A 15,144-nucleotide genomic window follows, 5' to 3' on the forward strand; every position below is an offset into this window, starting at 1 on the left:
AAAAATTGTATTTGAACCTAATCCTTTTATTAATTATTCCCTGATTATTTATAACGAATACAAGTATTGAAAAAATATTGGAATATTATTTGTAATGTATTGATTGAGATGTCGTCTAAGTCAATAGTTAAAATATATTTGAAATGCGAAAATTATTTTTATTTCTTAGTCTTGCTTTTTTCATAAACACTCATGCTCAAACCAGTGTTTTTGATGGACTTTTAAAAAAGCATGTAGATGCAAAAGGAAACGTTAATTACAAAGCTTTCAAGAGTGATGAAAGTACTTTAGATACTTATTTAGCCTATTTAGCTAAAACTACTCCTAAAAAAAGTTGGTCAGCAGCCAAAACAAAAGCTTTTTGGGTAAATGCTTATAATGCTTATACCGTTAAATTAATTTTAGAAAACTATCCTTTAAAGAGTATTTTAAAGATTAAGAAAAAAGGTAAAGATGCTTGGAATATTAAGTTTGCTAAAGTAGGCGGTAAAACTTATACGTTAAACCATATTGAGCACGAAATTCTTCGTAAAGATTTTAACGATCCTAAAATACATGTAGGTGTTAATTGCGCTTCAGGTTCTTGTCCACAACTTGCAAATTTTGCTTTTACAGAAGCTAACTATGAAAGTAAAACTAAAGCGTTAATGAAAAAATTTGTTAACGATACTAATAGAAATAAGATAACTGCTAAAAAATTACAAATTTCTAAGATTTTTGAATGGTTTAAAGGTGATTTTACTAAAAAAGGTTCTTTAATAGACTTTTTAAACAAGTATTCTGATGTAGAAATTAGTAAAAAAGCTAAAATTCGTTATTTAGAATATGATTGGAATTTAAATGGTAAATAAACCCTATACTATATAAGAAAAGCTTTGTCGCTTTTCTTTTTTGTATTTTTATTTCTCAATACTAAAATCAATACATGTCTAAAACATATTATGATCCTGCCGACTTACGTAAGTTTGGCAAAATAACAGAGTGGAACGAAGAACTAGGAAATAAATTTTTTGATTATTATGGAAAAGTTTTTGAAGAAGGTGCTTTAACTGCTAGAGAAAAAAGTTTAATTGCCTTAGCTGTTGCCCACACAGAACAATGTCCTTATTGTATAGATGCTTATACAAAAGATGGATTACAACGTGGTATCACTAAAGAAGAAATGATGGAGGCAATCCATGTAGGTGCTGCAATAAAAAGTGGTGCTACTTTAGTTCATGGAGTTCAAATGATGAACAAAGTAAACAAACTAGAAATGTAAAACAATTATGAATTATAGCTTACACCTGTATTTAATCAGTAAGCTATAATTCTACATTCGTAACAATTTATGAAGAAATCTCTTTTAGCAAGAAATAATGATTTAGCTAACACGCAACGTCAATTAGAAATTTTATCAAATGGAATTTTTAAAGATGAGTTACCTACTTTTGCTGAAAAAATAAAGGAAACAAATCAGTTTCCTTTAAAACCTAAAAAACTTGAAATCTTACAAATTAATGTAGGATATATGTGCAATCAAGTTTGTGCACATTGTCATGTCGATGCTGGTCCAGACAGAAAGGAAATTATGACTAAAGAGACCATGCAACAATGTTTAAATGTTATAAAAAAAACAGGAGCGCATACCCTTGATTTAACTGGTGGAGCACCAGAAATGAACCCGAATTTTAGATGGTTTGTTGAGGAGGCTTCTAAAGCAGGAATTAAAGATTTCATCGTACGCTCTAACTTAACGATTATTAGAGCTAATAAAAAATATTACGACCTTCCTGAGTTTTTTAAAAAACATAACGTTCATGTTGTTTCTTCCATGCCTCACTGGACTCGTGGTAAAACAGATAAACAAAGAGGCGACGGAGTTTTTGACAAGTCTATAAAAGCTTTACAAGAATTAAATGCCGTTGGTTATGGTATGGAAAACACTGGTTTAAAACTTGATTTGGTTTACAATCCTTCAGGAGCATTTTTACCAGGTGATCAAGCTTCTATGGAAAAGGACTTTAAAAAGGCTTTAATGGATGATTTTTCGGTTTCATTTAATAATTTATTTGCTATTACAAACCTTCCAATTAGTCGGTTTTTAGATTATTTAATTGCTTCTGAAAATTATGAAGATTATATGTATGCATTAGTTGAAGCGTACAATCCGCATGCAGTTTCTAATGTTATGTGTACCAATACACTTTCTATAAGTTGGGATGGATATTTGTATGATTGTGACTTTAATCAAATGCTTAATTTAAAAGTAGCTAGTAAAGTAAAACATATTTCTGAATATAATGAAGAATTGCTTCAAAACAGAAATATTATTATTAATCAACATTGCTACGGATGTACTGCTGGCGCAGGAAGTAGCTGTCAGGGAACAGTAGCATAATACATTTATTAGTAACTGTTCTTTTAAATTATTTTTATTATGAAGAACATTGTTTATCTATTTATATTTACCATAGCATTTACAACAAATGCTCAAAAAAATCTTGAACAGTTGCTAAAAAAATTTAACACAGAAAGTGTTCCTTATATTTCTGTCACTGATTTGAAAAAATCTTCAAATATTACACTGTTAGATGCTCGTGAACCCAAAGAATTTAAAGTTAGTCATATTGAAAATGCTATTTGTGTTGGTTATGATAATTTCAATTTAAAAGAAACACTTACTAATTTGCCTAGTGATAAAAATGCTAAAATTGTAGTGTATTGCTCATTAGGTATCCGCTCAGAAGATATTGCAGAAAAACTCCATAAAGCAGGTTACACCAATATATACAATTTATACGGTGGTATTTTTGAATGGAAAAACCAAAATAACAGCGTAGTAAATAAGCAAAATAAAACTACTGAAAAAATCCACACCTTTAACAAAGAATGGAGTAAATGGCTTACGAAAGGTAAAAAGGTGTATTAACTTTATTCGCCTATCAAATCTCTAGAGCTTACCCCTAAAACTTTGGCTATTATAAAAAAACGAAATAAATCTAGTTTGGTTTTTCCTGTTTCCAACTTAAAGTAGGCATTTTGACTTAATCCTATTTTCTTCCCAAACTCATATTGAGACATTTCTAATTCCTTTCTTTTCTCTTTAATTTTTAATAATATTTTATTGATCTTTTCTTGATACATAATTATAATATTCTTTTGAGCAAGATAAAAAATATATTTTTCTAGTCTAATTTTTTTAATTGCTTTTTCAACTAAGGGAAAACCCTTAGTTGAAAAAGGGGTTGTTTTTTTTCTTTAGACCAACATTTTTAAAGTAGTTTTACTGCTCATTGTAATTAATGTTTACAGTACTTATAAAACTATAATTCCAGTTAAACATTCAAATATTTAAAAAATTATGAAAAAAGTTTTTTTAATAGTATTAGTCGGTATCATATCATTTTGGTCTTGTCAAAATGGTACTAATAACCTAACAGACCTTCAAAACAAACCAAATAGCCTTGAAAGCTTTTTTGAAAAAATGTCAAATAAAGATATTAAAGTAGGAAAAGAAAAAGTTCTTTTAATAAAATACGAATGGAACGTAAAAGAAGGCACTATTAAGTTAATTGATAGTAAAGAAACTGAACCTAGTTGGGGATTGGCCCTTTATGTTGCGAAACAAAAAAACACTCTAAAAGGAGTTGATCATAACACAAAATACACTGTTAATTGTAGCAAAAGTGATCAAGATGATAAAAGCTGGACAAAAAATTGTAATCGAAGTTTAGTTTACGATTTTTTAAACTCAAGTGGACATGCAGTATATAAAGCTCCAATGGTATTTGTTCCAAATACTAAAGAATTTTACATTCCTTCTGATAGAGATATTACACAATTAATAGAATTACCTATTAAGCAATAGGTATACAACTATAAAAGTTATTAAAAAATAGGTAGTAATTTATTTATACAATTACTGCCTGTTTTCTTTTAAGAAAAAATGAACTCCCCCGAAGCAAATATATGGGGGATCCAGTCAAAATATTTTTTTAAACTATTCGATGTAAAGCGTTGGAGAATTAACCCTTTAGCTATTGCACTTGCGATTAAAAATACTGCCCCACTCCAAACACAAAACCTCTTGACGAATTTTTAGTTAATCCATGACCATAATCTATTCGGAAAACAGCATTGAATATTTTCTTATTTATAAATCGCAATCCAATTCCAGAATACACGCCTATATTTTCACTTTTTATAAAGTCACTTAGCGCTCCACCTGGTTTTCTCCAAGAACCAACATCAGTAAATACATTTCCTTGTAATACAAACCATTTTTTATCAATAAACGTATAACGGTATTCTGTGTTCAATACTATACTTCCTGTTCCTCTATCAACCAAAATCCCCACACCTCTTAAATTAATATTATTATCTAGTGCAAAAGGTGCAAACGGACTATTCTCATTTGTTGATAATCCCATTCTTAAACGATTAGCCCAGTTTCCCTTTTTTCCAATTCTCTTATAATAGAAAAAGTCATTCCACGCTACTAAAAAATTATCTTGATATGCTATTTTACTCGTTACATACTGTCCATAAAACTGACTTTTAAAGCCTTCTACATAATGATAGAAATAATCTAACCCATCATAGGTATAAACAAACTTTAATAACTTTTTATTTATGTTTAGTTTTTGCGGAACATTATCTGCTGTATGGCCACTTAAATAATCATATTTTTCTTTAAAAAAGTTAATCCCAAAAGCTATATTGTTTTTAAAGTTTAGTTGGCATAATGCTAAAAACTCGTAAGATATATTCTGATATTTATAGTTAGCTGATTTATCATCAAAATACAAAGGTTCTTCACTACTCCAATTCTGATGATTTATTGCTATCCCAAAATGTTTAGAAAACAACGTAGGTGCTTTAAAGTTAATACCATAAGAATGAAAACCATTTTGTTGATAAAATCCACCAATAGTTATATTTCTACCTAAAAAATTATAATCATATAAACCTATTTTATAGGCTAATCGCTTATTAGTGGTTGTCCAAAAATTAAACTCAGGAATAATAGTAAAGTTTTCTTCTATATTTATTACAACATCGTATAAATTTTCACTTGAATTAAATACCTGGTAATAGGCATAAGAAACAGCAGGAAGCCTCTTTAACCGAATAATATCTTCCGCTATTTTTAAAGAATCTAGTGGTTTCCCTTTTTGAGTTTCCAATAATTTTAAAATAGTTGATTCTTTTGTTTTTTTAATACCTTTAATTTTTACATCTAAAATCATTTTTTCCTGTGAAAATGATAGAGAAATACAAAAAATGAAAAGGAGAAGGGTGTAAAAAGTTTTCATTAATTAATTTGCAATAAAGCTTTTTTGAATCACTAGGTTCACCCAATTGTCTTCACTCACTCCCATCATTGTGAAACCGTATTCATTATTGTTGATTAGTTTTGGTGGATTATCTCGTGTTACATTTAATACCACATTGTCTAGTTTGTAATACTGAAACCATTTATCATAGGTGTAGGTTCCAGATAGTAAATTATTTTTTTCATCTGTTATTACTTCAAAATAAATAGCATTTTCTTTTATTCTTCCATCACTCCAAGAAAATTTAGGCATGAGTGCACTAGATTTATCTATAATTGCACTATTTGTCCATTCAGTTGGTTTTGTTATCTGTTTTAATTTTATTGGATTAGAAACATGTAGCTTTCCTGCAGACTCATAGGTTACCACGCACCATGTTTCTATCTTATTTTCTTTAACAAACCTACCTAAGTAGCCATTAAATACATCTTGTTTTTCTAATACTACTTTATGATACTTTTTGAAGTCATTTTTATCCACATTCAAGCCATCTGTTTCAAAATATTGAATATTAGTGGCTGATGGTATTGGATAGAAAAAAATGTAGGTGTCATCTGACAAATCTTTTGCACTAGCAGCGCACGCTATTACTTCATCTCTTTCTAAATTACTTTTATCTTCAATATAATTTTGTAAAATATTTACATCTACCTCTCTTTCTTTTGAGCATGAAAAGAGACTTAAAATAAATAATATGTAGATTGTTTTAGTTTTCATGTGCTTTTCTAATTATTTCTTCTGCTGGTTTGTTTTGTGGAGTAAACCTGTTATTATTTGCCCCTCCAACTTGATGATAATTGTGAAACCATTTCCATAAAAAGCCTCCAGCAAACCAATCTTCTTTCCAAAACTGATTGTATAAAGCTTCTAAGGCATTTTTTTGAGCTATCAAATCTACTTTTCCTTTAATTTTATTAGAATTCCATGGTTCCTTTCCTGTGTAAAACACACTTCTGTACCCGTACTCTGTAAATAAAACAGGTTTATTAACTTTTTCCCTAACCTTGCTAATAGTATACTTATGTTTTTTCCATCCTGCTATAAACTCACTAACTGAAGGCGTTTTTTTAGAACTTAAAGGAAAATAAGCATCAATACCTATAAAGTCTAATTCATTCCAAAAGGACACTCTCTTAAATTCATCCCAGTTAGCAGCATAGGTCAATTTTCCTTTATATATCTTTTTAACTTCTTTTATTAACCCTTTCCAATACGTTGGTCTTTTTAACACAAACTTTTCTAACTCAGTACCAATACAAAAAATTTCAACACCTAATTTTTCAGCCAATTTTGCATAAGTAAGAATAAACTCAGAATAGGAATTTTCTAATACTTTCCATTTCTCCTCAGTATCCATTTGAATTTTACCTGTATACTCTCCTTTCCATACCCAAATTTGAGGTTTCAACATTATTTTTATGTTATTTTTCCTAAACTCAGCAACATACTGCTCAATGCCTTCTTCTGTTTCTCCAAACCATTGTCCAGAAAAACCGAATGTTACATTAGGTGTTTCCAAGTTTTTTATAAAAGCAAAAGGCATTAACGATACATAATTCGTTAATACCTTTTTTACAGGAATTATATGTTCTTGATTAATTGCTTCAGAAGAGGCAACAAAACTAATTCCATTTATTTTTTGAGCTTGACTTTTACAAGACAAATTCAAAAAAATGATACTTACCAATAAGAGCCATTTATATTTCATAGCCCCAAATTATTATATTTTAATTAAAATAATGCTCTTAAACCAATATTAAAACTTTGTCCTAAACCAGTATCTGTACCTCTAACAAAGTTACTATACAATACTTCTAAATTTAAAACTTGTGATATTTGATATTTACCTCCAAATCCTAGTGCTGTAAAATCTTGAGTAAATTCACCAAAACGTTGTGCATGTTGTGAAAACACTAAAACAGTTGATTTATCTGTTGGAAAATAACTTAAAAACACACCCGGAATTAATGAAAAGGTGTTATTAGCAAAACTCTTTTCATCACCAAAATTATACTCTGTGTTTAACTCTGTAAATAGTTGCCATTTACCACTATCAAAAGTATAATCATAGAAAAATCTATTTTGCAAAACCCACGCAGTTTGATCTAAAAAAACACCATTAGCATCGGATTCTTCTGAAAGTAAAGGAATATGAACTGCTGTTTGAATTGAGAAATTACCTACGTTTTCTAGAGGCTGAAACTTTATAGCTGGAGCAATAGTGGTAAGTCCTTTCCTATCTGTATTTGTATCTTCTAAACTAAAAACAGACAATGCTTGACGTCCTCCAATAGTATTTGAACGGAATTCAAAAATTGCTCCTACATTTATTCTATTGTTTTCAGAAACCCCAGTGAAAACTTCTAAAGTTGAGGTAAAATAATTTTCTCTAGGCTTATCTGCAGTAACATCATTAAAGTTAGCTTTAGTTTCTGTATATAAGTTATTAAAAAATTTAATATCCCATTGTCCTTTATCTAATAACCTTGATGGCGTATATGTTTGAATATTACTTTTTGTTTCTTCTTCCTCTTCTTGAGCGAAAGATTGAACGCTTATCATTAAGAAAGCAATTAATAGAAGTTTAAGATTATCTTTCATTGTATATTTATTTTTTAAACTATTGCATCGGTCGACAAAATATATAGCTTCTTACAAACTACACCTATTTAAATTCATTCTAAATTTAAGCAATTAATTAAGTTCTTAACTTTAAGTGCGACCTAATTTGCAAATCAACTCTTTATGGAACACGTTGTAATTATTGGTAATGGAATTTCTGGCGTAACCGCTGCCAGACATATTAGAAAATTATCAGATAAAAAAATCACTATTATTTCAGCCGAAACTGAGTATTTCTTTTCTAGAACAGCACTTATGTATGTGTATATGGGGCATATGAAGTTTGAAAACACACAACCTTATGAGCCTTGGTTTTGGAAAAAAAACAATATCAACTTAAAAAAAGGATATGTTACTAAAATTCATACCTCAAAAAATGAATTAGAATTGAAAAGTGGTGAAACCATCTCCTATGACAAGCTAATTATAGCAACAGGTTCAAAACCTAATAAATTTGGATGGCCTGGTCAAGATGCTAAAGGTGTTATGGGGATGTATCATAAACAAGATTTAGAAAATCTTGAAAAATATGCTCCCGATAATAAAACGTGTAAGAGAGCTGTGATTGTAGGTGGCGGATTAATAGGTATTGAGTTAGCTGAAATGTTACACAGTAGAAATATTCCTGTTACCTTTTTAGTGCGTGAGAGTAGTTTTTGGAATATGGTACTACCTAAACAGGAATCCGAAATGATTAATAAAGAGATTTTAGAGAATCATATAGATTTACGTTTAGGTGTTAACTTAAAAGAAATTAAAACTGATAAAAATGGTAAAGCCACTTCAGTAGTAATTGCTGAAACTGGAGAAGAAATAGCTTGTGATGTTGTTGGCTTAACTGCTGGTGTTTCTCCAAATATAGAGTTTGTTAAAACTTCCGAAATTGAATTTGGTCGTGGTGTTAAAGTGAATCGCTATTTAGAAACAAATATCTCTAATATCTATGCTATTGGTGATTGTGCTGAACAACATGAAGCTATTGGACAACGAAGACCAATTGAAGCTGTTTGGTATACTGGTAGAATGATGGGAGAAACTGTAGCTCAAACTATTTGCGGTAATAGAATTGAATACAAACCTGGACATTGGTTTAATTCAGCCAAATTTATTGATATAGAATATCAAACCTACGGTTGGGTTTGGGCACAACCTAAAGAAAATGAAGCTCGCTTTTATTGGGAGCATCAGAGTGGTAAAAAGTGCATTCATATAAATTATGATAAATCTACTCGAAAATTTATTGGCATAAACACTTTTGGAATTCGAATGCGACATGCATTTTTTGACAATGTATTGAATCAAAAAAAGACTGTAGAACATGTTTTAGAACATTTAGCTGATGCCAATTTTGATCCTGAATTTTACAAATTACATGAATCAGAAATTGTAGCCAAGTTCAATAAAGAAAATAATACCAATATTCAATTAAAACCAAAAAGCTGGAAACGAATTTTTAGCAGAAATTAAAATATGAAAGCAATACAACAAATTGGCCTAGTTATTTTCTTACTAGGACTTAGCATATTTACAGGTAGCTTATTTACTGGATCTTTTAACTTGAGCTCTGCTGAATTAGACAGCTATATTCAAGAAAAGGGCTTTAAAAACGAAGTTATTAAAGAGGAACTATCAAAAGCAGTTGTCACGGAAACGCCCATGAATATTTTTGAATTTTCATCAGCTGCTCGTAAAGCGTTTGAAAACTCAAACAGCCATTACGATAAATTAATAGCTAAATACGATGCTGAAAAAAATTGGGATTTAAAAGGAGCACAATATCAGTATAAAATATTTGGCAAACCTCATACTTTAAGTTACAATTTAGCCAAAAAAGCAGGAAAAGGTTTTGTAAAAAACAATCCCGGTTTATTATGGTTTTTAACTTTTGGACTTGGAATTATTGGTGCTTTATTATTTATACTACCTAACTTTATTTTATTGGGGAATCCAGGTATTAAAAATAATGGAATTTACTTAGAAGCTAGTACAAATAGAGGCTGGATTGCTTGGATGGTGTTAGTATACTTAGTGCTGTTTTATATACTTCTATATTTTTTACCTGACTATGTGGTTAATTGGACCTTTATTTTAGATCCTATTAGTAAAGCGCTAAATGGCGGTGCTGCCAGTCAGTGGTTTGTATATGGTTTTTTATATTGTGTAATTATGATTGTCATGGGCATTAGAATGTACATAAAATACCGTCATAATAAATACCAAATAGTACGTACTACCTCTGTGTTATTTTTTCAAATTGTTTTTGCTTTTTTAATCCCAGAAATCATGACTAGTTTAAATATGCCTGGTTATGACTTTAAAAATGCTTTTCCTCTAGATTACGATTTTTTCTTTGAGTGGAATCTTGATACTCTAACTAATAGTGGTGGAATTGGAATTTTTATACTTGTTTGGGGTATTTTACTAACCTTAGTTATTGTTCCTGTAATGGTTTACTTTTTTGGTAAAAGATGGTACTGTTCATGGGTTTGTGGATGTGGAGGATTGGCTGAAACTTTAGGTGACCCTTATCGTCAGCACTCAGACAAAAGCCTAAAAGCATGGAAACTTGAACGCTGGGTAATTCATTCTGTATTAGTATTTTCTTTAGTAATGACCCTAGTTACTTTATATTGTTACTTTACTGGAACACATTCATTTTTAGGTATTAAATCGCAATGGATTAAAGACACCTATAGCTTTCTAATTGGTGCTTGGTTTGCAGGAGTTATTGGTACAGGGTTCTATCCTATTTTTGGAAATAGAGTATGGTGTAGGTTTGGTTGTCCATTAGCAGCTTATATGGGATTAGTACAACGTTTTAAATCTCGTTTTAGAATTACTACAAACGGAGGGCAATGTATTTCTTGTGGAAACTGTTCAACCTATTGTGAGCAAGGTATTGATGTACGCGCTTATGCTCAAAAAGGAGAGAATATAGTAAGAGCTAGTTGTGTTGGATGTGGTATTTGCTCTGCTGTTTGTCCTAGAGGTGTATTAAAGCTAGAAAATGGGCCTGAAGAAGGCAGAATTAATCCTACAGAAATTTTATTAGGGAACGACGTGGATTTAATGAAGCTTGTAAATAAACAATAAAACTTATTCCATTTTTTAAATATAATAATGAAACTTAAAAATGAATTAGTTAAAGAAATGAAATGGATGTTATATATCTGTTTCCTTTCTTTCTCCCTTCAAACTTTTTCTCAAAAAGAATATTATAAAAGTTATTATCTTAACGGTAACTTAAAAGAAGAAGGCTGGTTAGTAGCTAATAATAAAGTAGATTACTGGAAATTTTATTACAAAAATGGACAAGTAAAAAAACAGGGACATTTTATTAATAACCTTCCTGTAAAATATTGGTACTTTTACCGTCAAAATGGAATTAAAGAAAAAGAAGGTCATTATATTAATGGTAAACAAAATAAATGGTGGTTATTTTATAACAAACAAGGAGAAGTTAATTATAAATGTCAATTAAAAGACAATAAAAAAAATGGTTATTGTTTACTATACAAGAAAAAACGATTAGTAAAAGCCATTCGGTTTAAGAATGGTAAGAAAATAAATGAATGGACTGAATTCTCTTCTTTTAAAAAAGAGAATAATTTGAAGGATTTACAATAAATAATGAGCTTACTTATAAAAGTTATTATACCTGCGTACAACGAAGAAGGTTCTATAGCAAATGTAATTAAAGATATTCCAACAGTAGTTGACGAAGTTATTGTAGTTAGTAATAATTCTACAGACAATACTGAGCTCAATGCTAAAAATGCAGGTGCTACTGTTTTGGTTGAAAAAAGGAAAGGGTATGGTTATGCCTGCTTAAAAGGAATGGATTACATAGCCAATCAATCATTAAAACCTCACATTGTTGTTTTTTTAGATGGTGATTATTCTGATTACCCTGAGCAGCTTACAGAAATTATAGCTCCTATTTTAAATAATAATATTGATTTTGTAATTGGAGCTCGTGTTAAACGACTACGTGAACAGGGTTCTATGACACCGCAACAAATTTTTGGTAACTGGTTAGCTACCTTTTTAATGAAATTATTTTTTGGGGCAAAATTTACAGATTTAGGACCTTTCAGGGCTATTAAATATGAAAAACTGTTAAACTTAAATATGGAAGATAAAACGTATGGTTGGACAGTTGAAATGCAATTAAAAGCTTTAAAACAAAAGCTAACTTACATGGAAATACCTGTAAAATATAGAAATAGAATAGGTGTATCTAAAGTTTCTGGAACGGTTAAAGGAAGCATTTTAGCAGGCGTAAAAATATTAAGTTGGATATTTAAATATAGTTTTAAATAATGATTTTTGAATATATTATAATTTCGTTATACACTGTAGCATTAGTGCTTATTTTAATGTATGCACTGGCACAATTAAACTTACTTTTTAATTACTTAAAAGCAAGTAAACAAACAGACAATTCTCCTAAATTTGATTTAAACAATCCTGATGAGGTTCCTTATGTAACTGTTCAACTTCCTGTTTATAATGAGTTGTATGTTATGGAACGTTTGTTAGATAATATAGCACAGTTGAAATATCCTAAAGAAAAGCTTGAAGTACAAGTTTTGGATGATTCTACAGATGAATCTGTTACTTCGACTGAGAAACACATTCAAAAGCTACAAAAATCTGGGCTGAATATTCAACATATTAGAAGAGAAAATAGAGAAGGCTTTAAAGCTGGTGCTTTAAAAGAAGGTTTAAAAATTGCAAAAGGTGAATTTATTGCCATTTTTGATGCCGATTTTTTACCAAAACCTTGTTGGTTAGAAAAAACAGTTCCTTTTTTTAAAAATCCTGAAATTGGTGTTGTTCAAACACGATGGGGACATATTAACAGAAATTATTCTACATTAACTAAAATTCAGGCTTTTGCCTTAGATGCTCATTTTACCTTAGAACAGGTTGGAAGAAATAGCCAAGGGCATTTTATCAACTTTAATGGCACTGCTGGTATTTGGCGTAAAGAATGTATTTATGATGCTGGAAACTGGGAAGGAGATACGTTAACTGAAGACCTTGATTTAAGCTACAGAGCACAATTAAAAAAATGGAAGTTTAAATATTTAGAAAATGTAGAAACTCCTGCTGAGCTTCCTGTTATTATTAGTGCTGCTCGTTCGCAACAATTTAGATGGAATAAAGGAGGTGCTGAAAACTTTCAAAAAATGCTGCGTAAAATTATTGTGAATGATACTATTTCATGGAAAACAAAAATACATGGAATGTTACACTTGTTAAATAGCTCCATGTTTACTTGTATATTTTTAGTCGCCGTATTAAGTATCCCAATGCTTTATATAAAAAATGAATATGCCCATTTAAAGATTTATTTTTTAGTAATGAGCTTTTTTATTGTTAGCACACTTATATTTTTTATTTGTTATTGGTTTATGTACAAAAAAATATACGGAGGAGGTTTTCTCAGTTTTATAAAATACATTGGTGCTTTCTTTTCATTTTTTTCAATAGCAATGGGATTTTCTCTTCATAATACTGTTGCTGTTTTAGAAGGACATTTTGGAAAAAAGAGTGAATTTGTTAGAACTCCTAAGTTCAATATTAAATCGCTAAAGGATAGTTGGAAAAACAATAAATACATTAAAAATAAATTAAGCACAAATGTTATTATTGAAGGATTGCTTGCAGTTTACTTTGCCTTTGGAATGTACAGTGCTTTTATAGTTGGTGATCAAGGTGGTGATTTTGGTTTATTTCCATTTCATTTCATGTTGTTTATAGGATTTGGGTATGTGTTTTTTAAATCTATCTTTTCAAAAGCATAGATGTTTACATTGAGAAAATATAAAATTCATACTTTAGTAGGGTTTACTCTGCTCTGTTATTTTTTATTTGCTTACTTTTTAGAAAGAACACAATTCACTTGGTTGGTAACACTTTGGAGTATTTTATTTACTTCTTCTTACTTTCTAATAAAGTATCGAAAAAATGATTTCAGCTTTTTAGCAAGTATTTCTATACTATTTCGGTTAGCGTTTTTATTTTCAATACCTAATTTATCTCAAGACTTTTATCGTTTTATTTGGGATGGGAGAATGTTATTTGAAGGATTGAACCCATACCTTTCTTTACCTCAAAATTTTATTGAACAAAGGATATACCCTATACATCAAGCTACCGAATTATATCAAGGTATGGGAGAAATGAATGGAAGTCACTATACCAATTATCCTCCTATAAATCAATTATGCTTTTTTATTGCAGGAGTATTAGCTAACAAAAGTATATTAGGTTCCGTAATTATTATGCGGCTATTAATTATTGCCGCAGATATTGGAATCCTATTTTATGGAAAAAAATTACTTACCAAACTAAATATACCTGTTCACAATATATTCTTATATATACTGAATCCTTTTGTAATTATAGAGCTAACAGGAAATCTTCATTTTGAGCCTGTAATGTTATTTTTTTTGGTATTAAGTTTGTACAAATTGCATCAAAAAAAATGGGTTATTGCAGCTGTTTTATTAGCCTTTTCTGTATCTGTCAAGTTAATCCCGTTACTTTTTTTACCTTTATTTTATCAGTATTTTGTTAAAAATGAAGCTACTTTTTTTCAGGGTGCTAAAAAGCTAATTGGATTCTATCTAATAACATTAGTAACCACTTTCTTGCTATTCCTGCCCTTTTTCTCTTTTGAGTTTATACAAAACTATAGTAACTCTGTTGGTTTATGGTTTCGTAATTTTGAATTTAACGCAAGTATTTATTATATAGCAAGAGAAATAGGCTATTTATTTAGAGGTTATAATGAAATTGCCACTATTGGAAAAATAATGCCCGCTTTAACTGTTCTTTTCCTTTTATATATTACATTCCTCAAAAAAGGAAAAACAATTAAAGAGTTATGTGCTATAATGTTATTTGGTCTTTCCTTTTACTATTTTACATCAACAACAGTTCATCCATGGTATCTTTCTACATTAATAATACTTTCTGTTTTTGCCAATTATAGATTTCCCATTGTTTGGAGCTTTGTAATAATTATTAGTTATCAAGCTTATGCCAATGTCCCTTGGAAGGAAAACTTATGGCTTGTTTTTCTTGAATACATCCTGCTTTATACCTTTCTAATTTTTGAAATAAAATATTCTCCTGAGAATGCTAAGAGAAAGTTAACCTCAATTTTTAAGTAATCTAAAAGGAATTTTTA

16 protein-coding genes are annotated in these 15,144 nt (G+C 29.7%); 11 read left to right on the plus strand and 5 right to left on the minus strand.

The genetic code is table 11. From position 1 onward, the window contains the following. Window positions 1–143: 143 nt before the first annotated feature. The 4 genes from ABNT65_RS13330 to ABNT65_RS13345 all read left to right on the plus strand — a co-directional run bounded on the left by ABNT65_RS13330 (window position 144) and on the right by ABNT65_RS13345 (window position 2,911). The gene (locus ABNT65_RS13330) at window positions 144–851 is read left to right on the plus strand and encodes a DUF547 domain-containing protein (RefSeq protein ID WP_348746042.1); all 708 of its coding nucleotides are present in this window, start codon (window positions 144–146) and stop codon (window positions 849–851) included. 74 nt (window positions 852–925) lie between these two features. Then, window positions 926–1,261 carry an arsenosugar biosynthesis-associated peroxidase-like protein gene (locus ABNT65_RS13335; RefSeq protein ID WP_348703457.1) on the plus strand — a complete coding sequence of 112 codons (336 nt, stop codon included), beginning with the start codon at window positions 926–928 and terminating at the stop codon, window positions 1,259–1,261. Between the two features lie 69 nt (window positions 1,262–1,330). After that, a complete protein-coding gene (gene arsS, locus ABNT65_RS13340) occupies window positions 1,331–2,380 on the plus strand; it encodes an arsenosugar biosynthesis radical SAM (seleno)protein ArsS (protein WP_348703456.1) in 1,050 nt (349 codons plus the stop codon). 39 nt (window positions 2,381–2,419) lie between these two features. Next, window positions 2,420–2,911, plus strand: a complete 492-nt coding sequence (locus tag ABNT65_RS13345; RefSeq protein ID WP_348703454.1) for a rhodanese-like domain-containing protein — start codon at window positions 2,420–2,422, stop codon at window positions 2,909–2,911. 2 nt (window positions 2,912–2,913) lie between these two features. On the opposite strand, the gene ABNT65_RS13350 is transcribed toward ABNT65_RS13345, so the two are convergent. Beyond that, window positions 2,914–3,126, minus strand: a complete 213-nt coding sequence (locus tag ABNT65_RS13350; protein ID WP_348703453.1) for a helix-turn-helix transcriptional regulator — start codon at window positions 3,124–3,126, stop codon at window positions 2,914–2,916. 217 nt (window positions 3,127–3,343) lie between these two features. Between ABNT65_RS13350 and ABNT65_RS13355 the strand changes: the two genes are divergently transcribed. Then, window positions 3,344–3,850 (plus strand): hypothetical protein, encoded by a 507-nt coding sequence (locus ABNT65_RS13355; RefSeq protein ID WP_348746043.1) that lies wholly within the window; start codon window positions 3,344–3,346, stop codon window positions 3,848–3,850. Between the two features lie 184 nt (window positions 3,851–4,034). On the opposite strand, the gene ABNT65_RS13360 is transcribed toward ABNT65_RS13355, so the two are convergent. The 4 genes from ABNT65_RS13360 to ABNT65_RS13375 all read right to left on the minus strand — a co-directional run bounded on the left by ABNT65_RS13360 (window position 4,035) and on the right by ABNT65_RS13375 (window position 7,919). After that, window positions 4,035–5,231, minus strand: coding sequence for a POTRA domain-containing protein (locus ABNT65_RS13360; RefSeq protein ID WP_348746044.1), 1,197 nt, complete (start codon window positions 5,229–5,231; stop codon window positions 4,035–4,037). Between the two features lie 69 nt (window positions 5,232–5,300). Beyond that, entirely contained in the window at window positions 5,301–6,035 is a 735-nt protein-coding gene (locus tag ABNT65_RS13365) for a hypothetical protein (RefSeq protein WP_348746045.1), read from the minus strand. Further along, the gene (locus tag ABNT65_RS13370) at window positions 6,025–7,026 is read right to left on the minus strand and encodes a glycoside hydrolase family 113 (RefSeq protein ID WP_348746046.1); all 1,002 of its coding nucleotides are present in this window, start codon (window positions 7,024–7,026) and stop codon (window positions 6,025–6,027) included. The genes ABNT65_RS13365 and ABNT65_RS13370 overlap by 11 nt, the downstream gene beginning before the upstream one ends. A gap of 23 nt (window positions 7,027–7,049) precedes the next feature. Then, window positions 7,050–7,919, minus strand: coding sequence for a hypothetical protein (locus tag ABNT65_RS13375; RefSeq protein ID WP_348703446.1), 870 nt, complete (start codon window positions 7,917–7,919; stop codon window positions 7,050–7,052). Between the two features lie 144 nt (window positions 7,920–8,063). Between ABNT65_RS13375 and ABNT65_RS13380 the strand changes: the two genes are divergently transcribed. Genes ABNT65_RS13380 through ABNT65_RS13405 form a run of 6 tightly spaced genes read left to right on the plus strand, consistent with a single transcriptional unit; the run spans window position 8,064 to window position 15,127 of the window. Next, the gene (locus tag ABNT65_RS13380; protein ID WP_348703445.1) at window positions 8,064–9,407 is read left to right on the plus strand and encodes an FAD/NAD(P)-binding oxidoreductase; all 1,344 of its coding nucleotides are present in this window, start codon (window positions 8,064–8,066) and stop codon (window positions 9,405–9,407) included. 3 nt (window positions 9,408–9,410) lie between these two features. Next, window positions 9,411–11,033, plus strand: a complete 1,623-nt coding sequence (locus tag ABNT65_RS13385; RefSeq protein ID WP_348703443.1) for a 4Fe-4S binding protein — start codon at window positions 9,411–9,413, stop codon at window positions 11,031–11,033. 27 nt (window positions 11,034–11,060) lie between these two features. Beyond that, window positions 11,061–11,567 (plus strand): hypothetical protein, encoded by a 507-nt coding sequence (locus ABNT65_RS13390; protein ID WP_348746047.1) that lies wholly within the window; start codon window positions 11,061–11,063, stop codon window positions 11,565–11,567. 3 nt (window positions 11,568–11,570) lie between these two features. Beyond that, on the plus strand, window positions 11,571–12,263 hold the full coding sequence (locus ABNT65_RS13395; RefSeq protein ID WP_348746048.1) for a glycosyltransferase family 2 protein: 693 nt from the start codon (window positions 11,571–11,573) through the stop codon (window positions 12,261–12,263). After that, a complete protein-coding gene (locus ABNT65_RS13400; protein ID WP_348703440.1) occupies window positions 12,263–13,753 on the plus strand; it encodes a cellulose synthase family protein in 1,491 nt (496 codons plus the stop codon). Before ABNT65_RS13395 ends, ABNT65_RS13400 begins: the two co-directional genes overlap by 1 nt. After that, complete coding sequence (locus ABNT65_RS13405) at window positions 13,754–15,127, plus strand: mannosyltransferase (protein ID WP_348703439.1); 1,374 nt, start codon at window positions 13,754–13,756, stop codon at window positions 15,125–15,127. It abuts the gene before it with no gap. Window positions 15,128–15,144 lie beyond the last annotated feature (17 nt).

The organism is Tenacibaculum sp. 190524A02b, from assembly GCF_964036645.1.
Taxonomy (GTDB): domain Bacteria; phylum Bacteroidota; class Bacteroidia; order Flavobacteriales; family Flavobacteriaceae; genus Polaribacter; species Polaribacter vairaonense.